General features: G+C 72.5%; 20 protein-coding genes. 6 read left to right on the top strand and 14 right to left on the bottom strand.

The genetic code is table 11. From position 1 onward, the window contains the following. Window positions 1-26 precede the first annotated feature (26 nt). Entirely contained in the window at window positions 27-488 is a 462-nt protein-coding gene (locus KVT45_RS42605; protein WP_217554875.1) for a MaoC family dehydratase, read from the top strand. A gap of 12 nt (window positions 489-500) precedes the next feature. Here KVT45_RS42605 and KVT45_RS42600 read toward each other — a convergent pair whose 3' ends face one another. From KVT45_RS42600 to KVT45_RS42590, 3 genes are all read right to left on the bottom strand, one after another. Next, on the bottom strand, window positions 501-1124 hold the full coding sequence (locus tag KVT45_RS42600; RefSeq protein ID WP_217554867.1) for a TetR/AcrR family transcriptional regulator: 624 nt from the start codon (window positions 1122-1124) through the stop codon (window positions 501-503). A 91-nt stretch (window positions 1125-1215) separates the two neighbouring features. Further along, entirely contained in the window at window positions 1216-1503 is a 288-nt protein-coding gene (locus KVT45_RS42595) for a YiaA/YiaB family inner membrane protein (RefSeq protein ID WP_217554866.1), read from the bottom strand. Window positions 1504-1562: 59 nt separating this feature from the next. Then, the gene (locus KVT45_RS42590) at window positions 1563-2714 is read right to left on the bottom strand and encodes an acyl-CoA dehydrogenase family protein (RefSeq protein WP_217554874.1); all 1152 of its coding nucleotides are present in this window, start codon (window positions 2712-2714) and stop codon (window positions 1563-1565) included. 61 nt (window positions 2715-2775) lie between these two features. Here KVT45_RS42590 and KVT45_RS42585 point away from each other — a divergent pair, with 61 nt between their 5' ends. After that, window positions 2776-3426, top strand: coding sequence for a TetR/AcrR family transcriptional regulator (locus KVT45_RS42585; protein ID WP_217554865.1), 651 nt, complete (start codon window positions 2776-2778; stop codon window positions 3424-3426). Window positions 3427-3440: 14 nt separating this feature from the next. Here the strand turns inward: KVT45_RS42585 and KVT45_RS42580 are convergent, their stop codons facing one another. Beyond that, the gene (locus KVT45_RS42580) at window positions 3441-3827 is read right to left on the bottom strand and encodes a VOC family protein (RefSeq protein ID WP_217554864.1); all 387 of its coding nucleotides are present in this window, start codon (window positions 3825-3827) and stop codon (window positions 3441-3443) included. 95 nt (window positions 3828-3922) lie between these two features. Between KVT45_RS42580 and KVT45_RS42575 the strand changes: the two genes are divergently transcribed. Beyond that, the gene (locus tag KVT45_RS42575; protein WP_217554863.1) at window positions 3923-4693 is read left to right on the top strand and encodes a TetR/AcrR family transcriptional regulator; all 771 of its coding nucleotides are present in this window, start codon (window positions 3923-3925) and stop codon (window positions 4691-4693) included. An 85-nt stretch (window positions 4694-4778) separates the two neighbouring features. After that, window positions 4779-5723: a DMT family transporter gene (locus tag KVT45_RS42570; RefSeq protein WP_217554862.1), complete on the top strand. Its 945-nt coding sequence runs from the start codon at window positions 4779-4781 to the stop codon at window positions 5721-5723. A gap of 7 nt (window positions 5724-5730) precedes the next feature. Here KVT45_RS42570 and KVT45_RS42565 read toward each other — a convergent pair whose 3' ends face one another. The 10 genes from KVT45_RS42565 to KVT45_RS42520 all read right to left on the bottom strand — a co-directional run bounded on the left by KVT45_RS42565 (window position 5731) and on the right by KVT45_RS42520 (window position 21717). Further along, window positions 5731-6819, bottom strand: a complete 1089-nt coding sequence (locus KVT45_RS42565; RefSeq protein WP_217554860.1) for a Zn-dependent alcohol dehydrogenase — start codon at window positions 6817-6819, stop codon at window positions 5731-5733. 13 nt (window positions 6820-6832) lie between these two features. Beyond that, the gene (locus tag KVT45_RS42560; RefSeq protein WP_217554858.1) at window positions 6833-8221 is read right to left on the bottom strand and encodes an aldehyde dehydrogenase family protein; all 1389 of its coding nucleotides are present in this window, start codon (window positions 8219-8221) and stop codon (window positions 6833-6835) included. 99 nt (window positions 8222-8320) lie between these two features. Then, window positions 8321-8773, bottom strand: coding sequence for a DUF3574 domain-containing protein (locus KVT45_RS42555; RefSeq protein WP_217554857.1), 453 nt, complete (start codon window positions 8771-8773; stop codon window positions 8321-8323). A gap of 120 nt (window positions 8774-8893) precedes the next feature. Beyond that, a complete protein-coding gene (locus KVT45_RS42550; protein ID WP_217554855.1) occupies window positions 8894-10147 on the bottom strand; it encodes an MFS transporter in 1254 nt (417 codons plus the stop codon). Between the two features lie 44 nt (window positions 10148-10191). Next, the gene (locus tag KVT45_RS42545) at window positions 10192-11628 is read right to left on the bottom strand and encodes a CitMHS family transporter (RefSeq protein WP_217554853.1); all 1437 of its coding nucleotides are present in this window, start codon (window positions 11626-11628) and stop codon (window positions 10192-10194) included. Window positions 11629-11749: 121 nt separating this feature from the next. Next, window positions 11750-13981, bottom strand: coding sequence for a molybdopterin oxidoreductase family protein (locus tag KVT45_RS42540; RefSeq protein ID WP_217554852.1), 2232 nt, complete (start codon window positions 13979-13981; stop codon window positions 11750-11752). A gap of 78 nt (window positions 13982-14059) precedes the next feature. Next, entirely contained in the window at window positions 14060-19459 is a 5400-nt protein-coding gene (locus KVT45_RS42535; protein ID WP_217554851.1) for a caspase family protein, read from the bottom strand. A 24-nt stretch (window positions 19460-19483) separates the two neighbouring features. Continuing rightward, window positions 19484-20359: an alpha/beta hydrolase gene (locus tag KVT45_RS42530; protein WP_217554850.1), complete on the bottom strand. Its 876-nt coding sequence runs from the start codon at window positions 20357-20359 to the stop codon at window positions 19484-19486. A 67-nt stretch (window positions 20360-20426) separates the two neighbouring features. After that, entirely contained in the window at window positions 20427-21044 is a 618-nt protein-coding gene (locus KVT45_RS42525) for a TetR/AcrR family transcriptional regulator (RefSeq protein WP_217554849.1), read from the bottom strand. 64 nt (window positions 21045-21108) lie between these two features. Beyond that, window positions 21109-21717 (bottom strand): hypothetical protein, encoded by a 609-nt coding sequence (locus tag KVT45_RS42520; RefSeq protein WP_217554848.1) that lies wholly within the window; start codon window positions 21715-21717, stop codon window positions 21109-21111. A gap of 183 nt (window positions 21718-21900) precedes the next feature. On the opposite strand from KVT45_RS42520, the gene hmgA reads away from it, so the two are divergent. Together hmgA and KVT45_RS42510 are read left to right on the top strand one after the other, a co-directional pair. After that, window positions 21901-23256 carry a homogentisate 1,2-dioxygenase gene (gene hmgA, locus KVT45_RS42515; RefSeq protein WP_217554847.1) on the top strand — a complete coding sequence of 452 codons (1356 nt, stop codon included), beginning with the start codon at window positions 21901-21903 and terminating at the stop codon, window positions 23254-23256. 26 nt (window positions 23257-23282) lie between these two features. Next, window positions 23283-24032 carry a GntR family transcriptional regulator gene (locus KVT45_RS42510; protein ID WP_217554846.1) on the top strand — a complete coding sequence of 250 codons (750 nt, stop codon included), beginning with the start codon at window positions 23283-23285 and terminating at the stop codon, window positions 24030-24032. Window positions 24033-24036 lie beyond the last annotated feature (4 nt).

Genomic DNA, 24036 nt, shown 5'->3' with positions numbered 1-24036 from the left:
CCCGTGACTGCGAGAGGGCCGGCAACATGGCAGAACCGAGGATCTTCACCTCCCCCGACGAGCTGAAGGCGGCCGTGGGCGAGCAGCTGGGCTACACCGACTGGCTGGAGGTCGACCAGAAGCGGATCGATCTGTTCGCGGACGCGACCGGCGACCACCAGTGGATCCACGTCGACCCGGAGAAGGCGGCCGCCGGCCCGTTCGGCACGACCATCGCGCACGGCTACCTCACCCTGTCGCTGCTCCCGCTCTTCGGCCCCCAGCTGATCAAGGTCGAGGGCGTGAAGATGGGTGTGAACTACGGCACCAACAAGGTCCGCTTCCCCTCCCCCGTCCCGGTCGGCTCGCGGCTGCGCGCCACCGCGACGATCACCGGCGTGGAGGACGTCACGGGCGGCGTCCAGGTGACCGTCGGCTTCAGCGTGGAGCGCGAAGGCGGCGACAAGCCGGTCTGCGTCGCGGAGTCGGTGTCCCGGTACTACCTCTGAGCGGCTCCGCGGCTACTTGGCCCCGACCATCCGCAGCACGAGGTCGGCGTAGAGCGCGCCGACCTCCTCCGGGGTCCGGGGGCCGTTGACGTTGAACCAGCGGGCGACGTCGATGGACAGCGACAGCACCGCGAGGGTGGTGCCGTGCACGTCGATGACGTCGAACTCGCCGGCCGCGACGCCCTCCTGGATGATCCCGCGCACCTCGGCGTCGACCTGGCGGCGCAGGTCGAGGATCTCGGCGCGGGCGTCGGGGCCGAGGGCGTCGAGCTCGTACTGCACGACCCGCGCGGTGGTGCGCCGCCCGGCGTGCCAGCGGACGAAGGAGCTGACGGCGTCGGCGAGCCGCTCGGTGGCGGTGCCCTCGCGCCGGGCGGCCGTCTGGAGGATCTCCAGGGCCTTGTCGTGGCCGATGCGGCTGATCCGGTGGAGCAGCTCCTCCTTGGTCTTGTAGTGGATGTAGAGCGCGGCGGGGCTCATACCGGCGCGGCCCGCGATGTCGCGGGTGGTGGTGGCGTGGTAGCCGCGCTCGGCGAAGGCCTCCACGGCGGCGACCAGCAGTCGCCGGGCCGCGTCAGGGGTGACCTCTTCCCACGGCTCGACCTCGCCGCCGGTCGTCTCCTCCGCCGTACTCATCGCTTGCTCGCCCCTCTCGATACCGGAGCTCCACCATACCGCCGAAGCTGAGCGAGCGCTTAGTGTGCCCGCTCAGAGCTTTTCCCGCGGGTCAGAGCTTTTCGAAGGGGTCGTGTTCGGCGAGCAGCTTCTCCAGCCTGGCCTGGTCGACCCGGCTGACGATCTGCCCGGCCTCCTGGCGGTCGCGGATGACCTTCGCGAGCGTGAAGGCGGAGGTGACGAGGTAGAGCACGGCGATGCCGAGGAAGCCGCGCACCCAGGCGTCGGCGTGCAGCCGGAAGATGCCGATGGCGGTGGCCGTGATGGCGAGGCCGAAGGAGGCGACGGCCTGCCCGTAGAAGGCGGCCGTGTTCTGCTGTCTGACTGGTGTGTCACTCATGGATCGAGCATCGCCGGACGTGGCCCGCGCCACATCCGTCGGGATACTCAGGGACGTACTCAGAACGCCGAGACGCCCGTCAGCGCCCGCCCGATGAGCAGCTTCTGAATCTGGCTGGTGCCCTCGTAGAGGGTCATCACGCGGGCGTCGCGCAGGAGTTTGCCGGCCGGGTACTCGTCGATGTAGCCGTAGCCGCCGAAGACCTGGAGGGCGTTGTTGGCGGCGCGCACGGCGGCCTCGGAGGCGAAGAGCTTGGCCTTGGAGGACTCGGTGGCGAACGGCAGCCCCCGGTCGATCAGGTCGGCGACCCGCCAGGTCAGCAGCCGGGCCGCGTCCACGTCGACGGCGATGTCGCTGATCAGCTCCTGGACGAGCTGGTGCCCGGCGATCGGCGTGCCGAACTGCTCGCGCTCCCCGGCGTACCTCACGGCCGCGTCCAGTGCGGCCTGAGCTATCCCGACACAGCCGGCGGCGACCGACATCCGCCCCTTGGCGAGCGCCGACATGGCGACCGAGAAGCCCTTGCCCTCCGGGCCGAGCATCGCGGAGGCGGGTACCCGGACGTCCTCCAGGACGAGTTCGGCGGTGGCCTGGCCGCGCAGGCCGAGCTTGCCGTGCAGGGGACGGCGGGTGAGGCCGGGGGTGTCGGCCGGCACGAGGAAGGCGGAGACGCCCTTGTGGCCGGGGGCGTCGGTGGAGCGGGCGAAGAGGAGGACGACGTCGGCCCAGGTGCCGTTGGTGATGAACATCTTGGTGCCGTTGACGACATAGTCGTCGCCTTCGCGAACGGCTCGGGTGGTGAGGTTGCCCGCGTCGGAGCCGGTGCCGGGTTCGGTGAGGCCGAAGCAGCCGACGTACCCGCCGGAGGTGAGCCCCGGCAGCCAGCGCCGCTTCTGCTCCTCGCTCCCCCAGGCCGCGATCGACTTGGCCACCAGACCGAGGGAGACGGACACGATCCCGCGGACCGAGGAGTCCCCGCGGCCCAGTTCCTCCGTCACCAGGCAGTACGCGAGATGGTCGCCGCCCGAGCCGCCGTACTCCTCGTCGATGGTCAGCCCCAGGAAGCCGACCTCGCCGAGCTTCTTCACGATCCCCCGGTCGACCTCCTCGGCGCGGTCCCAGGCGATCACGCTCGGGGTGATCTCGCGTTCGACGAAGTCCCGGGCGAGCTGCCGTACGGCTGTCTGCTCCTCGCTGAGCCCCAGGTTCACCATGCGATCACCCTTTAAATTAGCACTGCTAGTTTATTCCTGCAGCCCTACTATGTGCGCCATGGCCCGACCGCGCAAGCCCCTCCTCAGCACCGACCGGATCGTCCTGGCGGCACGGGAACTCGTGGACGCGGAGGGACTGGCGGCCGTCTCCACGCGTCGGCTCGCGGCCGAGCTGGGGGTGAGCGGGCCCTCCCTCTACAACCACTTCCGCACCAAGGACGAGATCCTGGAGGCGGTCGCGGACTCGGTCAGCGCGCAGGTCGACCTGTCGATGTTCGAGAACGGCCACGACCGGGACTGGCGGACCGCGCTGCACGACTGGGCGGTGTCGTACCGGAGGGCGCTGCGGGACCACCCGAACATCGTCCCGGTCCTCGCCCGGGGCCCCGGCCGCCGCCCGGCCGGACTCCGGCTCGCCGACGCGGTCTACGGCGCGATGGTGGACGCGGGGTGGCCGCCGGCGCAGGCGACGTCGATCGGAGCGCTGATGCGGTACTTCATCATGGGGTCGGCGCTCGGGTCGTTCGCCGGGGGCTTCGTGGACGACGCGAGCGCGTACGACCCGGCCGACTATCCGCATCTGGGCCAGGCCCACCTGCTCGCGGAACAACAGGAGAAGGTGGACGAGCGGGCCTTCGAGACGGGGCTGCGGGCGCTGCTGGACGGACTGGCCGAGCAGTTCGCGCGGGTGACGGAGACGACCGCCTGAGAACGGCTTCCGGCTCACCGGTCGCCGGGGGCGGCCCAGCCGACGAGCTGGAGGATCACGCCGTTGGGGTCGGTGACCTGGAAAAGGCGCTCACCCCACGGCTCTTCGCGCAGCGGCATGGTGATGGGGACACCCTCGCTCCGCAGCCGCTCGTGTTCGGCGTCCAGGTCGGCCACGGTGAACGCGGTGATCACGCCCGCGGCACGCCGCTCCCGCACCCCCTCGGGCAGAACCTCGATGCCGCGCCGCAGGAAGATCACCTGGACGGTGTCCTCGCGCACCAGGGAGGCGAAGCCGTCGGCAGCCATGGCCTCCTGGAACCCGAAGTGCCGGGTCAGGAACGCGGCGGAGGCGGGGACATCGTCGACGGTCAGGCAGACGGCGGTGGAAGTGATCTCCATGGTTCCTCCTGAGCACTATCTCTGTACGTTGTATTTTATACATCGTACAGAGTGTGAGGTGGCGGCAGAGATCCTCCGCGGAAAAGATGGGGCGCATGGCCAAGGAACGAAGCGGTGCGGACGACCCCGCTCGCACACTGGAACTGCTGTGGCGCGAGCCCGGAAAGGGCGGCCCCCGGCGCGGCCCCAAACAGGGGTTGACGGTCGACGCCGTCGTCCAGGCCGCCATCGAACTGGCCGACTCCGGTGGGCTGGACACCCTGACCATGCGCAGCGTCGCCCAGCGGCTGGGCGTCACGCCGATGACGATCTACACCTACGTCCCGGGCAAGGCCGAGCTGCTCGACCTCATGCTGGACACCGCCTACCTCCAGATGCCGCGCACCGATCACACCGACGCCCCCTGGGGTACGAGGGTGCAGGCCGTCGCGCGCGAGAACCGTGACCTGTACAGGCGCCACCCCTGGGTGGCGACCCTGCCCACCACCCGCCCGCCGCTCGGCCCCGGGCTCATGACCAAGTACGAACACGAACTGGCCGCGTTCGACGGCCTCGGGCTCGACGACGTCGAGATGGACGCGGCCCTCACCTTCCTGCTCGGCTTCGTCCAGTCCGTGGCGCGCGCCGACCTCGACAACCAGGCCGCCGCCCGCGACAGCGCCATGTCCGACGAGCAGTGGTGGGCCGCCAACGCACCCCTTCTGGCCAGGGTCTTCGATCCCGTCCGGTTCCCCCTCGCGGCCCGGGTCGGACGGGCCGCGGGCGAGGCTCACCAGGGTGTGTACAACCCCGAATACGCCTTCGGCTTCGGACTGGAGCGCGTCCTGGACAGCCTCACCCGGCTCGTCGAGAGCCGTTCCCGGTAGCAACCGCCGCTCGACGGACCCCTCCTCGACCACCCGTCCGAAATCCGCCAGCGTCCGGCCGGCTCCGGTCCCTACCCTCGGCGGTATGACGAACCAAGCCGTCCCGGCCCGACCGCACCTTCTCCCGACCGTTGCCGCCTGTGTCACCGTCGTGCTCTGGGCCTCCGCCTTCGTGTCGATCCGCAGTGCCGGGGCGGCCTACTCTCCGGGGGCGCTCGCGCTCGGGCGGATGTCGGCCGGGGCACTCGCGCTCGGGCTCATCTGTGCGGTGCGGCGGGTACCGCCGCCGCCCAGGCCGGCCTGGCGCGGCATCGCGATATCCGGCGTGCTGTGGTTCGGCTTCTACATGGTCGCCCTCAACTGGGGCGAGCAGCAGGTGGACGCGGGGACGGCGGCCCTCGTGGTGAACGTCGGCCCCCTGCTGATCGCCCTGCTCGGATCCCGGCTGCTCGGGGATCCCATGCCGCCCCGGCTGCTCGCGGGGATGGCGGTGTCGTTCGCGGGCGCCGTGACCGTGGGGCTGTCGATGGCCGGCGGGGGCGGCTCCTCGGTGCTGGGTGTGGTGCTGTGCCTGCTCGCGGCGGTTGCCTACGCCGCCGGTGTGGTCTCCCAGAAACCCGCGCTGGCCCGGGCGAGCGCGCTCCAGGCCACGACGTACGGGTGCCTCGTCGGCGCCGTCGCCTGTCTGCCGTTCACCGGGCAGCTGGTGCACCAGGCCGCCGACGCGCCCCTGTCCGCCACCCTCAACATGGTGTACCTCGGCATCTTCCCGACCGCGCTCGCCTTCACGACCTGGGCATACGCCCTGGCCCGCACCACCGCGAGCCGGATGGGCGCGACGACGTACGCCGTCCCGGCGCTGGTGGTGCTGATGTCATGGCTGGCCCTCGGCGAGGTCCCCGGGCCGGTCACCCTGGCGGGCGGGGTGCTGTGCCTGGCCGGTGTGGCCGTGTCCCGGTCCCGGGCACGGACGCGCGCTCCCCGGACCGTGACCACGGCCGGGGAGCCCCGCTCCGAACAGGTGCCGTGACGGCCGGTCAGAACACCACGAGCGCCCGGCCGCCCTTCCCCGCGAGCATGTTCTCGAAGGCGACCGGGATGTCCTCCAGCGCGATCCGCTCGGTCACCAGTGCGGTCAGGTCCAGCCGGCCCGCCCGGACGTGTTCGGCGAGCAACGGCAGGTCACGGGCCGGGTCCGAGTTGCCGTAGACGCAGCCGGAGAGGGTGCGGCCCCAGTGGAAGAGCTCCAGGGCGTTGAAGGTGACCTGTTCGGTCCTGGCGCCGATGCCGACCACCGTCGTACGGCCGCCCCGGCGGGTGGACTCCCAGGCCGCGCGGATGCTGACCGCGCGGCCCACGCACTCCACGGCGACGTCGACGCCCTGCTTGCCGGTGAGGGCGCGGATCTCGCGGGGCGTGGTGTCGGAGGCGACGACGTAGTCCGTGGCGCCGGCGGCGCGCGCGAGGCCTTCCTTCTCCGCCGAGACGTCCACCGCGATGATCCTGGACGCGCCCGCGATCCGGGCCGCCTGGACGGTGGCCAGGCCCACTCCGCCGACGCCGAACACCGCCACCGTCTCGCCCCTGCGGACCCGCGCCGAGTGGTGGACGGCGCCGTACCCGGTGAGGACCGCGCAGCCGAGAAGGGCCGCGTCGGTGAGCGGGATGTCCGCGGGGAGCGGGAGGACGCAGGACTCGGCGACCACCGTCTCCTCGGCGAAGGCGGCCACGTTCAGGCCGGGGTGCAGGTCGGTGCCGTCCGCCGTACGGGCGTAGACGTCGGCGGAGCCGTTCAGCGCGTTGGCGCACAGCCAGACCTCGCCGAGCGTGCAGGCATGGCAGCTTCCGCAGGAGGGCGCCCAGTTGAGGACGACCGGGTCGCCGGGCGACAGCCGGGTGACCCCCTCCCCCACGGCCGCCACGGTGCCCGCGCCCTCGTGGCCGAGGACCGCCGGGACCGGCACCCGCATGGTGCCGTCGGACAGGGAGAGGTCGGAGTGGCAGACGCCGGCGGCGGCGAGCCGGACCCGGACCTGGCCGGGGCCGGGGTCCGGCAGCTCGATCTCGGTGACCGCCAGCGGGGCGCCCACGGCGGGCAGCACGGCGGCTCGGACCGTACGAGTCATCGGAGCAACCTCCTCAGAACTGCAGGGACTTGGTCTGGAGGTACTCGGCGAGGCCGTGCGCGCCGAGCTCTCGCCCGACGCCCGACTGCTTGTAACCGCCGAACGGGGCACGGGGGTTGAACCGGCCGCCGTTGATGTCGACCTGGCCGGTCTCCATGCGCCGGGCGAAGGCCACCGCCTCCGCCTCGTCCCCGGCCCAGACGGCGCCCGCGAGCCCGTAGACCGTGCCGTTGGCGATGCGCAGGGCGTCGTCCTCGTCCTCGTAGCGCAGGATCGACAGGACCGGGCCGAAGATCTCCTCCTGGGCGATCGTCATCTCGGGGGTCACGTCGGCGAAGACCGTCGGGCTGACGAAGTAGCCCTCTTCACGTGGGGATTCAGGACCGCCGGCGACCAGCCGCGCGCCCTCCGCGATGCCCTTCTCGATGTAACCGCGCACCCTGGCCTGCTGCCTGGCGCTGACGACCGGCCCGATCCGCTCGCCGTACTTGGCGGCCGCCGTGGCCGCCAGCTCCACCGCCTCCTCGTACTGGTCGGCGTGCACCAGCATCCGGGTCCAGGCGCTGCACGTCTGGCCGGAGTTGGACATCACGTTGGCCACACCGACGTTGACGGCCCTGGCGAGGTCGGCGCTCGGGAGGATGACGTTCGCGGACTTGCCGCCCAGTTCGAGTGCGACCTTCTTCACGGCCGCGCCGGCCACCGCGCCGATCTGCCTGCCGACGGCCGTGGAGCCGGTGAAGGAGACCAGGTCGACGCCCGGGTGCTCGGCGAGGGCCTGTCCGGCGATCGGACCGAGACCGGTGACCAGGTTGAACACACCGGCGGGGAAGCCCGCTTCGTCCACCGCCTCCGCGAACAGCTGGGCGGTGAGCGGGGTGTTCTCGGCGGGCTTCAGCACGACCGTGCAGCCGGCGGCGAGCGCCGGGGCGGCCTTGGCGACGATCTGGTGCAGCGGGTAGTTCCAGGGCGTGATCGCGCCGACCACGCCCACCGGCTCCTGGTGGACGGTGGAATTGCCGACCTTCTCCTCGAAGGGGTGGGTGGCCGCCAGTTCCGCGTACGAGTCCACGACCGCGATCGGCACGCTCGCATGGACCGTCCGGGAGAACTGGAGCGGGGAGCCGAGCTCGGCGGTGACCGTCTCGGCGATCTCGTCCTTCCGGGCCGCGAGCACATCGCGCAGGGCGGCGAGCCGGGCGGCCCGCTCGGCGGGCGGGGTGGCGGCCCAGGCCGGGAGGGCGGCACGGGCGGCGCGTACGGCGGTGTCCACGTCCAGCGCCCCGCCCGCCGGGACCCGGCCGACGACCTGCTCGTCGACCGGGTTCACGACCTCGATCACGTCCCGGCTCTCGGCGGCGCGCCAGGCGCCGTCGATGTACAGGCCGTCGTGTGCCTTCATGCTGCTTCCTCCCGGCGGGGCTGTGTCGTCCGAGTCACAAACTAGCGGCGATAGTTTTAGCGCGCCAGACATGCCCTGGGACACGTCACTGGGGCACCCTCAGAAGTCGACCTGGGCGTGTTCGTCCACCCTGCCCACGCTCTCCTGCGCGAAGGCCTTCTCGTAGGCCCGCCGGATCTCCTCGATCTTCCGGTCACTGCCCTTCGCCGCCGACTCCGGATAGAGCAGGATCAGCTCGTACGACCGCTCCTTCTCGATCGTCCCGTGCGCGTCCCGCCACTGCCCGCGCCCGTTCTGCACGGTGAGCCCGTCGGGGAAGTCCGGGGTGACCTCCTTGTCGACGAAGGCCGTGAACTGCCGGTCGGTGACGGCGGGTCCGCCGTCCGGGCGGGCGGTGCCGAAGAGCAGCCGGGTCTCGATGTACGGCTTGCCGCGCGCCGGCACGGCGGCGGAATGGCCGTCCGCCAGCGCCGCGTACGCGGTCGGAGCACCGGCGAGCAGGATCCCGGCCACCGCGAGGGCCGACCGGTTACGGAGGGAATGAGTGTGCATGCCCCCTTCCTAGGGGCTTGGACTGGTCCCGGTCCGGCTTTCCCGGCCGTTTTCACCCGTCCAGGTCCGGCACCGCGCCGGGGACGGGCGGATCCGTTCAGTGAGCGGCACGGCAACTCCCTAGGGGCGCGGGGAACTGCGCGACCAGCCACCACGACGCGGCGGCCGCAACGACGCATCCGCCCCCACCCCGCCGGGCGCCCCCTCCGTCCGCTCCGGCGACCGCAGAGCAACCCCCGAGGACACCAGCAGCAACGCCCCCAGCATCACGAACGGCGCCGCAACGCCCGCCACCCCGGCCACCAGCCCCGCCGCGGCCGGCGCGGCCACCTGCCCCAGCCGGTTCCCGGTCAACCGCAGCGCCAGCGCGGTCGACCGCGCCCCGTCCGGCGCCGCCTGCACCACCGTCGTCATGGACAGCGGCTGCCCCACCCCCAGACAGAAGCCGAGGACGGCCAGCATCACACCCAGCGCCCACACCGGCACGGGCAGCGCGATCCCCGCACACAGCAGCGCCGCCACGAAGCAGGTGACGGTCAGCAGCACCGGCCGCCCCAGCAGCCGCAGCAACGGGGTGAGCACCAGCCGGCAGGCGATCGTCGCCCCCGCCCGCACACTGAGCAGCACGCCGATCACGGCCGGGGAGATGCCCCGGTGCTCGCCGACCACCGGAAGGTACGCGGTCAGGATGTCGGTCGCGGACAGCACCGAGAGGCTGATCAGCATGCCGGCCGGGACGCCCCGGGCGCGGAGGATGCGGCCCACCGGCACCCGGTCCCCGCCCGCCGTACGGGACATGACCGTCGTACGGTCCTCGATGCGCCACAACGACGTGAGCGCGACGGCCCCTCCCGCGCCCGCCGCCACCAGGGCCAGCGCGCTGCTGCCCGCCATGTCGTGGCCGCCGATCAGCGCGCCGGCCGCGATCGGCCCGATCAGCTGGCCGAGCGACGCCCCGATGGTGAAGTGGCCGAAGTTGCGGTCCTGTTCGTGCGGGGCCGACTGGCGGGCCACCAGGGACTGCGCGCCGATCACGAAGCAGAGGTGGCCCAGGCCCATCACCCCGCTCCACAGGGCCATCGTCCAGAGGGAGCCGGCGAGTCCGCTGAGCGCGCAGCCGCCGGATATCAGTACGACGCCGACGGGCAGCAGGGGGGCGCAGCGGCCGTGGTCGGTGCGGCGGCCGAGCGGTACGGCGACGAAGAGCGGGAGCAGGGCGTAGACACCCGCGATGACGCCGATGGCCCGTTCGTCGGCGCCGAGGGCGAGCGCCCGGTAGGAGACGGCGGGCCGGGCCATCGACACCGCCCCCTGGGCGAAGCCGAAGGCGATGACGAGACGGAGCAGCCAGCGGCGGTTCCTGCCGGGCGCCATGGTGAAACCTCCCAGTGGTATGTCACATACTCCCGAGTGCTATGTCACATAGTCCCGAACAGGATTCCTGCCCCGAGCACCACCAGCGATGTCACCGCGGCCCACTTCACGACGAACCGCGTGTGGTCGCCGAACTCGACCTTGGCCATGCCGACCAGGACGTAGACGGCGGGGACCAGCGGGCTGGACATGTGCAGCGGCTGGCCGACGATCGAGGCGCGGGCGATCTCCACGGCGGAGACGCCGTGGGCCTGGCCGGCCTCGGCGAGCACCGGGAGGATGCCGAAGTAGAAACCGTCGTTCGACATGAAGTACGTGAGCGGAATGCTCAGCACGCCGGTGACGAGGGCCATGTGCGGGCCCATGCCGTCGGGGATGTTGCCGACCAGCCACTCGGCCATGTGGTCGACCATGCCGGTGCCCTGGAGGACGCCGGTGAAGACGGCGGCGGCGAAGACCATGCCGGAGACGTTGAGGACGTTCTCGGCGTGCGCGGCGATCCGGGCCCTCTGGGCCGGCATCTGGGGGAAGTTGACGGTGAGCGCCAGGGCCGCGCCGAGCAGGAACAGCACCGGGATCGGCAGCCACTCCATGATCATGGCGGTGAGCAGGACGACCGTGAGCAGCGCGTTGAACCAGTACAGCTTGGGGCGCAGGGTCTCGCGGTGCGGGTCGAGGCCCTGGAAGCCGTCGCCCTCCGGCTCGCCGGGCGCGTCCGCGTCGGCACCGGAGCCACCGGCGCTCCGGGCGCTCTTGCCGGTGCCGACACCGGCAGCCGCACCGGCACCGGCACCGGCACCGGCACCGGCACCGACCAGAACGGTCTCCGTGCGGGGCTCCTCCACCAGCGCCTCGTCCAGGGTCAGCATGCCGAGCCGCTTGCGCTCGCGGCGGCCGAGGACGTAGGCGAGGGCGAAGACGAACAGCAGGCCCATGGCCAGCGCCGGGATCATCGGCACGAAGATGTCGCTCGCGTCCAGCTTGAGCGCGGTCGCGGCGCGGGCGGTGGGTCCGCCCCAGGGCAGGGTGTTCATCACGCCGTTGGCCATCGCGGCGACACCGGTCATCACGACCAGGCTCATCTTCAGGCGCTTGTACAGCGGGTACATCGCCGAGACGGTGATCATGAAGGTGGTGGAGCCGTCGCCGTCGAGCGAGACGATCGCGGCGAGTACGGCCGTACCGACGACGATCCGCAGCGGGTCGGCCTTGCAGAACCTCAGGATCCCCTTGACGACCGGGTCGAAGAGGCCGACGTCGATCATCACACCGAAGTAGACGATCGCGAACATGAGCATCGCCGCGGTGGGCGCGAGGCTGGTGACGCCGTCGATGACGTAGTCGCCGAGGTGGGCGCCCTTGCCGACGACCACGCAGAACAGCGCGGGAATCAGCACGAGCGCCGCGATCGGCGACATCTTCTTCAGCATGATCAGGACCAGGAAGGTCGCGATCATGGCGAAGCCGAGGATGGTCAGCATGAGTGGATACCTAACGTTCGCCCTTGAACTCCCACCAGGGCCGGCGGTGCGACGACGTTAGGTCGCGTCAAACGTCGTTAACAAGACGTTGACACGCGAGCAATAAGCGCGAAAGTCCAGGTCACGAGGTTGCGGTCACCTCGATGGGGATGCCGTTGAGGACGGCGTTGCCGGACAGCGGGTCGAGCAGGCTGCCGTCGAGGAGCTGGTTGACGTTGACGCCGGGGGCGGTGGCGGCGTGGCTGAGCCGGGTGCCGGGGCGGTTGTGGCCCCAGCCGTGCGGGAGGCTGACGACACCGGGCCGGACGCCGTCGGTGACCTCGGCGGGGGTGACCACCTCGCCGCCGGCGCCCTTGACGCGTACGTCGGCACCGTCGCGCACGCCGAGCCGTTCGGCGTCCTCGGGGTGGATGTGCAGGGTGCAGCGGTTGGTGCCGCCCGTGAGGGCGGGCACGTTGTGCATCCAGCTGTTGTTGGAGCGCAGGTGGCGGCGGCCGACGAGGACCAGACCGGCGGGGCGGCCGGCGAGGGCCGCACGCAGCCGGGGCAGGTCGTCGGCGATCGGCCGCGGCAGCAGTTCGACCTTGCCGCTCCTGGTCTTCAGCGGCTGCGGGAGGCGGGATGCGAGGGGCCCGAGGTCGATGCCGTGCGGGTGGGCCAGCAGCTGCTCCAGAGTGAGGCCGTCGGGCCGTACGCCGAAGCCGTCGCCGTAGGGGCCGAGGCGCAGCATCAGGTCGAGCCGGCGCTCGGCACCGGTGTCCCCGGTGAGCCGGCCGGCGAGTTCCTGCGGGTCCCGGCCGTGCACGGGCGAGTGGGTCTCCCTGACCGCCTTGCCCAGGGTCTGGCCGATGACCATGTCGTCCACGGCGGACGGTTCGGCGCCGTGCATGCCGCCGGCCGCGAGGACCAGGCGGGCCAGGATCTCGGTCTCCGCCATCCTGCCGGGTTCCAGCGGGACGGCGGGGCGGGAGTAGCGGACCTGGTTGCGTACGGCGAGGGTGTTGAAGGCGAAGTCGTGGTGCGGGCTCTGCGAGGGCGGCGGCGGGGGCAGCACGACGTCGGCGTGGCGTGCGGTCTCGTTGAGGTAGGGGTCGACGCTGACCATGAAGTCGAGGGAGCCCAGGGCCTTGTCGAGGCGGTCGCCGTCGGGCGCGGAGAGCACCGGGTTGGTGGCGACGGCGATGAGCGCCCGGATCGGCTCGCCCTCCGCCGTGGCGGTGTCGATCTCCTCGGCGAGCGCGGAGAGCGGCAACTCGCCCTTGGCCTCCGGGTACCGGCTCACCCGGGAGTGCCAGCGCCCGAGCGCGAAGCCCCGGCCGGGTCCGGCAGGGCGCAGGGTCCGGTCGGTGGCGGCCTGCGGGAAGAGCGCGCCGCCGGGCCGGTCGAGGTTGCCGGTGAGGATGTTGAGGACGTCGACGAGCCAGCTGGCGAGGGTGCCGTGCGGGACGGTGCAGCTGCCGATGCGGCCGTATACGGCGGCCGTCGGCGCGGCGGAGAGTTCACGCGCGAGGGCGCGGATCGTCCCGGCGTCCACGTCACAGGCGTCGGCGACCGCGTCCGGCGTGAGGTCACCGAGCTCGGCGCGGAGTTCGTCGAGTCCGTCGATGTGCGGGGCGAGGCGGCCCAGGTCCACCAGGCCCTCCTCGAAGAGGACCTGGGCCATCGCGGCGAGCAACAGGGCGTCGGCGCCGGGCCGGATGGCGATGTGCCGGTCGGCGAGCCTGGCGGTACGGGTGCGGCGCGGGTCGATGACGGTGAGGGTGCCGCCGCGGGCCTTGAGGGCCTTGAGCTTGCCGGGGAAGTCGGGGGCGGTGCACAGACTGCCGTTGGACTCCAGGGGGTTGGCGCCGATGAGGAGGAGGTGGTCGGTGTGGTCCAGGTCGGGCACCGGTATCGCGTTGGCGTCGCCGAAGAGCAGTCCGCTGGAGACGTGCTTGGGCATCTGGTCGACCGTGGACGCGGTGAAGACGCTGCGGGTACCGAGGGCGCCGACGAGGACCTGCGGGTAGAGGCCGCCGGCCACGGTGTGCACGTTGGGGTTGCCGAGGACCACACCGACGGAGTCCGGGCCGTACCGCTCGACGACACCCCGCACCCCGGCGGCCACCGCGTCGAAGGCCTCCGCCCAGGTCGCCTCACGCAGCTCGCCGTCCCTGCGGACCAGTGGGGTGCGCAGCCGGTCGGGGTCACCGTCGACGGCGCCGAAGGAGGCGCCCTTCGGGCAGATGAACCCCTTGCTGAACACGTCGTCGCGGTCACCGCGGGCTCCGGTGACGCGGGTGCCCTCGATGGTGAGGGTCAGGCCGCAGGTGGCCTCGCACAGGGGGCAGATGCGGAGGGCGGTGCGGGGCATGGTTCCTCCTGGGGGCGGCGGTGCCTGGCGCCGTGAGCATACCGACCGGTAGGCATGACGAGGAGAGGATTTCCGGGGTCAGTCGAACAGGATCACGCCGTTCTCGGTGCCGACGATCAGTTCGCCCGCGGGGCCGGTGGCGAGGGCGGTGCAGAGCGAGGGGAGGTCGATCGTACGGAGGACGTCCCCGGAGCGGACGCGGAGGACGGCGACGCGGGTGCCCTCTGCCATCGCGCAGGTCTCGCGGTCCGGGAAGAGGACGATGTGATCGGGGTAGACGAGGGGGATCCCGTACTCATGGGTGGCGATCGGCGCGGTGCCGGGGGTGAGAAGGGAACGGGGAAGACAACGGCGGAGCGGGCCGAGCCACCGAAGCCGGCGGGATCGGGGCAGCGGTGCGCCGGGGGTCTCGAACCGGGGACGCAGCACCTTCCAGGGGACGATCGCGGCGCCGTCGTCGCTGATCAGGAGCAGTTCGTCGCCGTCCGGGCCGGGAATCACGAAGACCGCGAGCAACCATGTGTCCGGCACCGGCAGGAGCGCCCAGCGACCCGCCTCCATGTCGAATACCTGCGCGAATCCGTCACCTACGGGCACGACCACCAGCAGCACGCCCGCGCAGCGCACCGCACGGGGCCGGTAGGCGGACTCGTGAACCGGCAACCGGTCGGCCAGGCACCGGTCCCGTGTCACATCGTGTACCGACACCCGGTCGTACTTCGGGTACGAGACCGACAGCAGCGCCGGGGTCCCACCGCCATCCTCCGGAACCACCGTCAGCGGCGCGTCCGGGTCGGCGTGGGGCAGCGGAAGATACCGTGGGGTTCCCGCCGAGGTGTGCAGGCCCTCCGGGCCGAAGTCCCAGTGCTGGAGCAGCCCTTCGTCGCCGAGGGAGAACAACCTGAGTTCTCCCTCGCCCGAGTCCACGCCGACCAGGTGAACCACCTCGGAGTCCCCCACCGGCCGCAGCCGCCGCACCAGGGTGCCGTGCTCCGCCTCCCGGACCTGGAGCGAGCCGTCCCTCCCGCCCGCCACGACGGCGAGTTCTCCCCCGACCGTCAGCGTCGCGACGGCCGTGACCGGCCGGACGGCGTCCAGCCCCTCCACCACCCGGCGCCCCTCCGGCCCCTCCCGCAGCCGCCAGATCTGCCCGCGGTCGTCCCCGCACAGCAGCCCGTCGTCCGCCAGGTGAAGTGAGGTCAGCGGTCGTGGCATCCGGCGCTCCCATCCGTCGCCGTAGGAGACGAGACGGGTGTCGAGTCCGCAGCCGACCAGCCCGGAGGGCGTGTACACGAGCCCGCGCACGGCTCCCCGGTGCGCGGTACGGGCCGGGCCGAGCGGGCGGCAGGAGGGCAGCGCCCACTCGCGCACCGACCCGTCGAGTCCGCCCACGGCCAGTCTTCCGGAGCCGTCGGGGCTCAGGGCGAGCGCGCTGGCCCACACCTCGGTGTCCGGTTGCGGACCGTAGGCGTACATACGGCCGCTTCCCACGTCCCAGCAGGCCAGCCGGCCGGTGTCGGTGCCGACGACGAGCACGTCCCGGCCGCGCACCCGGCCGACGGTGAGCGCGGTCGGGATCTCCGGGATCGTGAACTCCTGTTCGCCGGCCGGGAGTCCCCCTCTCAGCACCAGGACCCTGACGTGTCCCCGGTACTCGGCGGTGGCGACGAAGTCACGGCCCACGGCGGCGCAGTGGACCAGCGGGTCCTGCCAGCCGCGCCGGTCGGCGGGATGGCGGTGCCGCCACAGCTCGTGGGGCCGCCCGGGGTCCCAGCACCGGATTTCGTGGTCCGCGCCGACGCTGACCAGTGCGGGCGCCCCGGACGGCCCCCGGATCTCGCCTACCGCGAGCACCCCGCGCTCATGTGCGGTCAGATAGCTGGAGTCCGCCGCGTGCGGGGACGGCCACAGCCGTACGACGCCGTCGGTGCCGCCGACGCAGACCGTCCCGCCGGCCCGGCACAGGGCGGCGGCCTCGTGGTCCAGGACCTGGCCGCCGACGCGGTCGCCGGTGAGGAGGTCGTACACCTGGACACCGCGGCTGTGCCCCTGCACCGAGACACAGGAGGTGAGCCCGAGGTCGAAGGTCTCCGCCCGGACGGACGCGCCCCGGTCGACGCGCAGCGGGAGCCCGATCGGACGGCCGCTGTCGAGGTCGACGCGGTGCAGTTGGCCGTCGGCCGTGACCACGGCGACGATCCACTGGCGGCCGACGCGGTGCACGGCGATCGAGGCGATGTAGGCGGGGATGCGCAGGAGGGTTCTGACGGGCTCGCCGGTGGTGAGGGAGCAGAGCCGTACGGTGCCGTCCGCCCCCGCGGTGACGAGGAGCCGGCCCAGGGGGTGGCCGTACACCGGCGCCATCTCGGTGACGTGGCCCGTGTGTCCGGTGACTGCCTCCGCCTCGGTCTCCTCACCCAGTGCCCAGTACTGGGTGACCCTGCCGTCCGCGTGGCCCAACAGCAGACGGCCCATCAACAGTTCGCGGGGCGCGGTGCACGCGGTGATGTGCCATCCGTCGCGCGGGGAGAGCGCCCGGATGCGGGGGGCCGTCAACTGGTCCGCCCGGTCCTGCCAGTCGGCGATCTCCCAGGACCACATCCGCCGGCGGGCCCTGCGGTCGAGCGGCTGGTAGTGCGGGACGGAGGTGAGCGAGTAGACGAGGAGATGGCCGGTGTCGAAGCGCAGGGCCGCCGCAGCCGGGCGTCCGAACTGGCCTATAAGTACCGCCAGTTGATCGGCCTCCATCGGGAAGTCCCGCTCGGTGTCCGCGTCGACGGCCGCATCCGGCGGCAGCAGCCATGTCGACTTCTGGTCCCGCTGCCAGACGTGGAGCAGTCGGGTATGACCAATGGTCGGCGCATGTCCGTTTTCCAGCGCGAGCAGCTGGTCGGCCCACAACCCGGCCACCGCGTCGGGCAGTTGGGGTACCGCTGTCAGTGTCGCGTTGTACCAGTTGGCCTGCGCCTGGGAGGCGCCCGTCACCGCGCCGTGGTCCAGATCCACCCACCGGGCCCCGCCCCGCCGCGTGAGATCCAGGAACCGCGCTCCGTTCTCCCGCGGGACGACCACGCCCTTCCCCGTCCCGATGCTCATCCCGTCGTACCGCCGGTCCCCCTCATGCGGGTTCCAGGCCGCCCACCGGGCCCGCCACGGCAGCTCCGCCTCCCCCGCGTCGCACGATTCGGCCAGCGCCCGCGCCTTCCGGCACACCGCCGCGAGCCGCAGCCGCGCCCTGGCCTGCGGATCGGCCCCGGCCCCGGCCCGCTCCCGCAGCTCCGGCTCCAGATCCCGCACCGCCTGCCCGGCCCGCCGCCCCTCCGGGGTGTGCAGTCCGGGCAGCGCGGCCAGCAGGCGCCCCGGTTCGGCGCCCAGCACGAAGGAGGCGTCCTGGACCAGCCCGTCCAGCACCCCGCCCTCACTGGCGTGGAGCGCCAGGTACCGCCGCACATAGGGGTGTTCGATGCCCCGCAACACCTCGGTGACGGTCCGCTGGACGGCCCGGGGGTCCCGGCCCTCCCGCAGATGCTCGATGAGGGCCCGGTGGTACACCCGGTACACCGACCCGCCCTCCTCCACGCCCTCCACGACGTACGACCCTGCCGCGTGCCGCAGCCATACGACGTCCTCGTCGCCGTAGTCCCGGCCGGTGAGCGCGGTGGCGATACGGGGCCACACCCCCGCCCAGGGCAGGCCCGCGCCCTGGGCGTAGGCGAGCGGGAGGAGGAGATCGCGGGCTCGCCGGGCGAGCGGGCCGAGGCGCTGGACGAGGTCGCGCTCCATGGCCTCGCCGGGCAGGCGCGGCAGTTCCTCGCGCCAGCGCCGGTCGGACGGATCGGGCAGGCGCGGTTCCCGGGCGAGGGTACGGGCGGTGATGCGGGCGACGAGGAAGGAGCGGCCGGCCGCCTCGGCGACGGCCTCGGCGATCTCCTCGAGGAGCCGGGGGTCGGCCGTGCGCAGCAGCGAGCCGGGGGCGCACAGCAGCTTGCGGGTGTAGGCACGGACGGCGTCCGGGTCGCCGTGGCGTTCGGAGTCGAGGTCGATGCGGGGCGCGTCGGCGGGGAGCCGGGCGGCGATGTGCGGGCGGGCGCCGACCAGGAGGCGTACCGGCAGGCGGCGAGCCGGGTCGGTGAGCGGGGCGATGAGTTCGTCGACGGCCTCGTGCGGCGCCAGGGCCTCGTCGAGGGAGTCGAGGAGGACGACGAGCGGGCGGGTCCGGGTCTGGAGGTGCGCGGCGAGGGCGCCCAGCGAGTCGGCGGCGCAGCCCGCGGCGGCGGAGAGGGCGTCCAGGAGCTGCCGGGTGGAGAGGTGGCCGGCGTTGACGCGGACGTCGATGTCGTCGGGCCGGGGCAGCACGGGCGGCAGCTCCTGGCGGGGCACGGCGGCTGCGCGCTGCGGGTCGGTGAGGACGGCGGCCATGCCGAGCAGCGAGGACTTGCCGGACCCGGGGTCGCCGGTGACCACGCAGAGGCGTTCCTCGGTGCGGCGCGGGTCGAGCCAGGTGGTGAGGTCGCCCAGGGCGGCATGGCGCCCGGTGAAGTCCCAGACCTCCTCGGTGGGGACGTCGGTGCCCCGGGCGCGGGGCAGGAAGAAGCCGCGCATGTCCTGGTCCCGGGTCTCGCGTTCGCGGGTGCGGACGGCGACGATCCGGTCGATCTCGTCCAGCTTCAGCCCGGCCGCGTCGGGGATGTGTCGGGGGTTGGGCAGGAAGGCGGGGATGTCCCCGGTGGCGTGGGTGAGGGACCAGACGGGGCGCTGGGAGGGCGGGACCTCGGGGTCGACGCTGATGGCCGCCATGACCTGGTCCAGGCCGATCCGGTCGGGCGTGTGACCGGCGACGGCCTCGCGCCGTACGGCCCGGTCGAAGGCGGCGGCCAGGGCGCCGGACCAGGTCTCCTCCTTGCGGCGGGAGGACGCGACCAGGACGAGCCCGGTACCGCCGTGTCCGGTGACGGGTTCCCGGAAGCGCCGGTCCTCCAGGGCCCGGCGCAGCGCCCGGTCCGTGCCCTCCTCCGCGTAGCAGGCGTCGATGAGGACGAGCAGGCGTTCGACGGCGGTGTCCTCCCACAGGTACGACACCAGGTCCTCTGCGGGCAGGGCGGTGCCGCGCAGGTCACGTGCGTCGCTGTCGTGCAGCAGCAGGTAGTGGCGTCCGCTGTGCTCGGCGGTGACGCCGTGCGTGGCGAGATAGAGGACCACGTAGTCCTCAGGACCGCGGTCCGGGGCGGTGGCGAACGCCCTCAGCGCGTCCTGGAGTTGACGGCGGGTCGGATCGAGGGCGAGGTCCGCGCCCCGGCGGTAGCCGAGCGGCCCGAGGAAGAGTTCCTCGATCCGGCGCACGTCGTCGGCCAGTTCGGCGCGTTCCGCCTCGGGGTGCGCGGCGACGGAGGTGACGGCGGCAGCGATGAGGAACCGGCGTGAAGCACCCGTGGGGGTGCGGGCGGCCGTCGCCTCAGCGGGGTCCGGCGCCGCGCCCACGGTCCACCGCCCGGCGTCTGTCGCTCATGCCCCGGCCTCCCCCGTGTCCCGGCAGGCCTCCTCCACCGCCCGGCCCGCCTCGGCGGTGTTGAGATACCTCGTCGCGTCATGGGCCCGTGCCCCGTTGTGGACCACCTCACACCTGACCCGCTCGCCGAACAGCGGCCGCAGGTCCTTCACCAGGGCGACGACATCACCCTCGTCCGCGATATTGGTCCAGTACCGTACGGAACCGGGCCAGTCGCCGGGCGAGCCCGTGGTGCCGACGCGCAGCCGGTCGAAGACGAGGTTGCGGATGCCCAGCGGCGAGCCCAGCGTCAGCAGGGCACGCACCGGCCGGTCCGGGTGGGCGCACAGTGCCTCGTAGGCGACGACGCTGCCCAGGGAGTGGCCCACGACCACCCGGGTGCGTTCCGTGATCGCGTCGGCGACCCGCTGCTGGACGGCGTCGTGCAGCTCCGGGTCGCACAGGTAGCGGCGGACCTGCCTGAGGTCGAGGACCAGGCCGCGGAGCGCGACACCGGCGAAGAACCGGGAACGGCTGAGGGCGCCCAGGGCTCGCTGCACGGCCCGCGGGGTGCGGGCCAGGGTACGGGAGTCGGGCGGCAGCACCGCGGCGTCTGTGCGGGCCGCCTCCGCCCACCATGCCAGCAGCAGTTCGGTCTCGATGCCGTCCTCGACGTCGGAGGCGTCCAGGGGCGGGTCGCCGAGTGCGAGAGTGCGGCCCGGCGGGCGGAACAGGTCGCCGTAGAAGACACAGCGCACGTCGTCCGCCGCGAGGGCGGTGGTGGCGCCGGCCCGCAGCAGGCCGTCGGAGAGCGCGGGGTGCCAGGAGCCTCGCAACTCCTGCTCCCCGGTGTGCTGTTGCCCTATGCCGTGGATGCAGACCACCCGAGCCATGGCGTTCCCCCCGTGCGCGACCCAAGCGCCGGATCACCTTAGCAACGGGGCGGCTGCGGGAACCTGGTCAGTCCAGAACTCGGGCCAGATAAGCCCGCAGGAGTTCCCGCGTCTCCGCGATGATCTTCTCGTCGCCCTCCGGGGCCATCCGGAAGGACAGGTGGACCAGGGCGTCGGCGGACTCCACCGCCACCAGGAACGTGCGGCGCAGCGCCTCGTCGGGGGCGCGGCCGACGTACGCCGCCAGCAGGTCGGTCAGCCGGTCGGCCACCCGGTGGTTCGGCTCCGCGTCGCGGGCGCCGACCGGGATCTGGTTGCCGAAGTCGACGAGGGAGAAGCCGGGGGCGGTGCGTTTCATGGCCAGGTACTCGTCGAGCACCGCGTCCATCGCCGTCCGCCAGTCGCCCTTCGGCGCTTCCTTCAGCCGCTCGGTGACGCGCTCGGAGTAGCGCTCCAGGTTGCGCTGGGCGAGGGCGTCGGCCATCTGCCGCTTGTTGCCGAAGAAGCGGTAGACCGAGCCGATGGGCACCCCGGCGCGCACCGCGACGGCCCGGGTGCTCAGCTCGTCGTAGCCCACCTCGTCGAGGAGGTCGGCACAGGCGTCGAGAATCCTGGTCAGCCGTTCGGCGCTGCGGCGCTGCACGGGCGCTTTGCGAAGCGATGTCGCTTGGGGCACGGGCTTCATGATGCCTTTCCGCCGGGATCAGGTGAACCTCGCCCCCCAGTACGCGGACGGATGGCCCATGCACTCATCCGGCGTCCGGGCTGCTCGCGGCGCTGCCGGCAGAGGTGGAGGCGGCGGTGGCGGGGGCGGTGGGAGTAGCGGGCGCGACCCCTGATGCCGACGGCGACGCCGTCTCCGCGCCCGACGCCGTGACGTCCGCCGTGCTCTCCACCGGCTTGCCGCGCACGGCCCATACCGTGCCGTCGTCCGCGTAGAGCCGGGCGGTGATGTGGTGGGTGCCGTGCGGGACGAGGCCCGCGGGCAGGTGGTACGCGGAGGAGCGCAGCCGTGTCACCAGGCCGCCGTCCACGAAGAGGTAGGCGAGGCCGCGGCCGACGACCGCCTTCGCCGCGGTGCCCGCCGGGGAGAAGCGGAAGCGGTGCACGTCGAGCCGGACGTCCCAGCCGCCGGCCGAGTCGGGGGTGACCACCGTGCCCACCTCGGGCGCCTGCTTCTTGTCCAGCTCGCGGTAGTGGCGCCCGCTCTCGTCCGTGTCGTCGAGGATCTTGCCCACCGGCGAGGGCGACCCCGCCCCCCGCTGCCCGTGCGCCTCCCCGGTCCCGCACCCCGCCGCCGCGACCAGCAGCAGCACGCAGACCGCGAGCGCCCCCGGCAGTCCACGCGTCCACGACATGCCCGGGAGCGTAGAACAGCGCGCCGCAGACCGGATCCCCCTGAAGTCGGGTTCTCGCCATACCCCGCTCGGATGATCCCGGCCCTCTTGCACCCACCCCCGCGCAATCCTACGGTGATACATAGGAATCGATGGCACTCAGGTATCGATGGCACTCGGGTTCAGCAGGTTCAGGGAGCGATCATGAGCGATGGGGGTACCTCCCGCGCGGGCGCGTTCGAGCGCGGGGAGGCGCGGAAGACCGCCGAGAGGCTGTCGTACCTCTCCGGGTTCGGCAACGAGCACTCCTCGGAGGCGATGCCGGGCGCCCTGCCCGAGGGCCGCAACTCCCCGCAGCGCGCCCCCCTCGGCCTGTACGCGGAGCAGCTCAGCGGTACGGCCTTCACCGAGCCGCGGGCCCACAACCGCCGCTCCTGGCTGTACCGGATCCGCCCGTCGGCCGCTCACCCGGCGTTCACCCGGGCCGCCGACAACGGCGGACTGCGCACCGCGCCCTTCACGGACGTCGCCCCGGACCCGAACCGGCTGCGCTGGAACCCCCCGCCGGAGCCGCCGCCCGGCACGGACTTCCTGGCCGGCCTGTGGACCCTGGGCGGCAACGGCGACGCGACCCAGCGCACCGGCATGGCCGTGCACCTCTACCACGCCGACGCCTCCATGGAGCGGGTCTTCTCCGACGCGGACGGCGAGCTGCTCATCGTCCCGGAGCGCGGCGGACTGCTGCTGCGTACCGAGTTCGGCCTGCTACATGTGGAGCCAGGACATGTGGCGCTGATCCCCCGTGGGGTCCGCTTCCGTGTGGAGCTGCTGGAGGCCACGGCCCGGGGTTATGTGTGCGAGAACTACGGCTCGCCCTTCCGCCTCCCCGACCTGGGCCCGATCGGCGCCAACGGCCTTGCCAACGCCCGGGATTTCCTGGCCCCCGTCGCCGCCTACGAGGACGTGGAGGGCCCGGTGGAGGTGGTCAACAAGTTCTGCGGCAACCTGTGGACCGCCACATATGACCACTCCCCGCTGGACGTGGTCGCCTGGCACGGCACACATGTGCCCTACGCCTACGATCTGCGCCGCTTCAATGTGATCGGCACCATCTCCTACGACCACCCCGACCCGTCGATCTTCACGGTGCTGACGTCACCCTCCGACACCCCCGGCCTGGCCGGCGTCGACTTCGTGGTCTTCGCGCCGCGCTGGCTGGTGGGCGAGAACACCTTCCGGCCGCCGTACTTCCACCGGAACGTGATGAGCGAGTACATGGGGCTCATCGAGGGCGCATACGACGCGAAGGCCGAGGGCTTCGTGCCGGGCGGCGGGTCGCTGCACAACATGATGTCGGCGCACGGTCCGGACCGGGAGACGTTCGACCGGGCGAGCGCGGCCGAGTTGAAGCCCCAGAAGGTGGACGACGGCCTTGCATTCATGTTCGAGACCCGCTGGCCGGTGACGCTCACCCCGCAGGCGGCGACCGCCGGACACCTCCAGCAGCGCTACGACGACGTGTGGCAGGGCCTGGAACGCCACTTCCGTCCCTTGCACTGAAGATCCCCCACCGGTACGGATGACCCGTGACCTCCTTCGCCCCGGACTCGATCGTCCTCAACCGCAAGCTGCCGCTCTGGTACCAGGTGTCGCAGTCGCTGCGCGCCTCGATACTCGGCCGCTCGCCCCGGGACCCGCTCCGGCTGCCCACCGAGGAACAGCTCGCCGAGCACTACGGCGTGAGCGTGCTGACCATGCGGCAGGCGCTGAAGGAGCTGGAGGACGAGGGCCTGATCAGCCGGCACCGCCGCCGCGGCACCTTCATCGAACCGGACGCCCGCCGGGGCACCCCGGTACGGCTGCTCGGCTCGGTGGACGCGATCGTGGCCCAGCAGTCCGGGATGACGGCGGAGCTGCTGGACCACGGCACGGTACCCGTCACCGGCGAACTCGCCGACTACTTCCCGGACCTCGCCGAGGTGGCCGCGTACCACCGGCTGCGCAGTGACGAGCAGACCGGCGAGCCCACCAACCACGCCCGCAACCACGTCCGCCCCGAACTGGCCGAGCGCATCGACCCGGAGGACCTCGCCCGCCGGCCCATGACCAAGGTGCTCCGCGACCTCGTCGGCGCGGACATCAGCCGTATCACGGACACAGTGCAGGCCCGGCTGGCCGACCCGGAGACCGCCCGGTTGCTCCAGGTCCCCCTCCTCAGCCCGATCCTGCACTACACGGGCGTCACCTACGACACCGCCGGCCGGGTCCTGGACCTGGCGGTCATCCACTACCGGGGCGACCGTTTCTCCTTCACGGTCACCCTCGACGCCACCTGAACTC

This window comes from Streptomyces sp. GbtcB6, assembly GCF_019091475.1.
In the GTDB taxonomy this organism is placed as follows: Bacteria; Actinomycetota; Actinomycetes; order Streptomycetales; family Streptomycetaceae; genus Streptomyces; species Streptomyces hyaluromycini.
This window is presented reverse-complemented; position numbering and strand designations above follow the sequence as displayed.

Coding starts and splice junctions, on each gene's coding strand:
- KVT45_RS42605 (WP_217554875.1), top strand. CDS start 27: ATGGCAGAACCGAGGATCTTCACCTCCCCCGACGAGCTGAAGGCGGCC.
- KVT45_RS42600 (WP_217554867.1), bottom strand. CDS start 1,124: ATGAGTACGGCGGAGGAGACGACCGGCGGCGAGGTCGAGCCGTGGGAA.
- KVT45_RS42595 (WP_217554866.1), bottom strand. CDS start 1,503: ATGAGTGACACACCAGTCAGACAGCAGAACACGGCCGCCTTCTACGGG.
- KVT45_RS42585 (WP_217554865.1), top strand. CDS start 2,776: ATGGCCCGACCGCGCAAGCCCCTCCTCAGCACCGACCGGATCGTCCTG.
- KVT45_RS42580 (WP_217554864.1), bottom strand. CDS start 3,827: ATGGAGATCACTTCCACCGCCGTCTGCCTGACCGTCGACGATGTCCCC.
- KVT45_RS42575 (WP_217554863.1), top strand. CDS start 3,923: ATGGCCAAGGAACGAAGCGGTGCGGACGACCCCGCTCGCACACTGGAA.
- KVT45_RS42570 (WP_217554862.1), top strand. CDS start 4,779: ATGACGAACCAAGCCGTCCCGGCCCGACCGCACCTTCTCCCGACCGTT.
- KVT45_RS42565 (WP_217554860.1), bottom strand. CDS start 6,819: ATGACTCGTACGGTCCGAGCCGCCGTGCTGCCCGCCGTGGGCGCCCCG.
- KVT45_RS42560 (WP_217554858.1), bottom strand. CDS start 8,221: ATGAAGGCACACGACGGCCTGTACATCGACGGCGCCTGGCGCGCCGCC.
- KVT45_RS42555 (WP_217554857.1), bottom strand. CDS start 8,773: ATGCACACTCATTCCCTCCGTAACCGGTCGGCCCTCGCGGTGGCCGGG.
- KVT45_RS42550 (WP_217554855.1), bottom strand. CDS start 10,147: ATGGCGCCCGGCAGGAACCGCCGCTGGCTGCTCCGTCTCGTCATCGCC.
- KVT45_RS42545 (WP_217554853.1), bottom strand. CDS start 11,628: ATGCTGACCATCCTCGGCTTCGCCATGATCGCGACCTTCCTGGTCCTG.
- KVT45_RS42540 (WP_217554852.1), bottom strand. CDS start 13,981: ATGCCCCGCACCGCCCTCCGCATCTGCCCCCTGTGCGAGGCCACCTGC.
- KVT45_RS42530 (WP_217554850.1), bottom strand. CDS start 20,359: ATGGCTCGGGTGGTCTGCATCCACGGCATAGGGCAACAGCACACCGGG.
- KVT45_RS42525 (WP_217554849.1), bottom strand. CDS start 21,044: ATGAAGCCCGTGCCCCAAGCGACATCGCTTCGCAAAGCGCCCGTGCAG.
- KVT45_RS42520 (WP_217554848.1), bottom strand. CDS start 21,717: ATGTCGTGGACGCGTGGACTGCCGGGGGCGCTCGCGGTCTGCGTGCTG.
- hmgA (WP_217554847.1), top strand. CDS start 21,901: ATGAGCGATGGGGGTACCTCCCGCGCGGGCGCGTTCGAGCGCGGGGAG.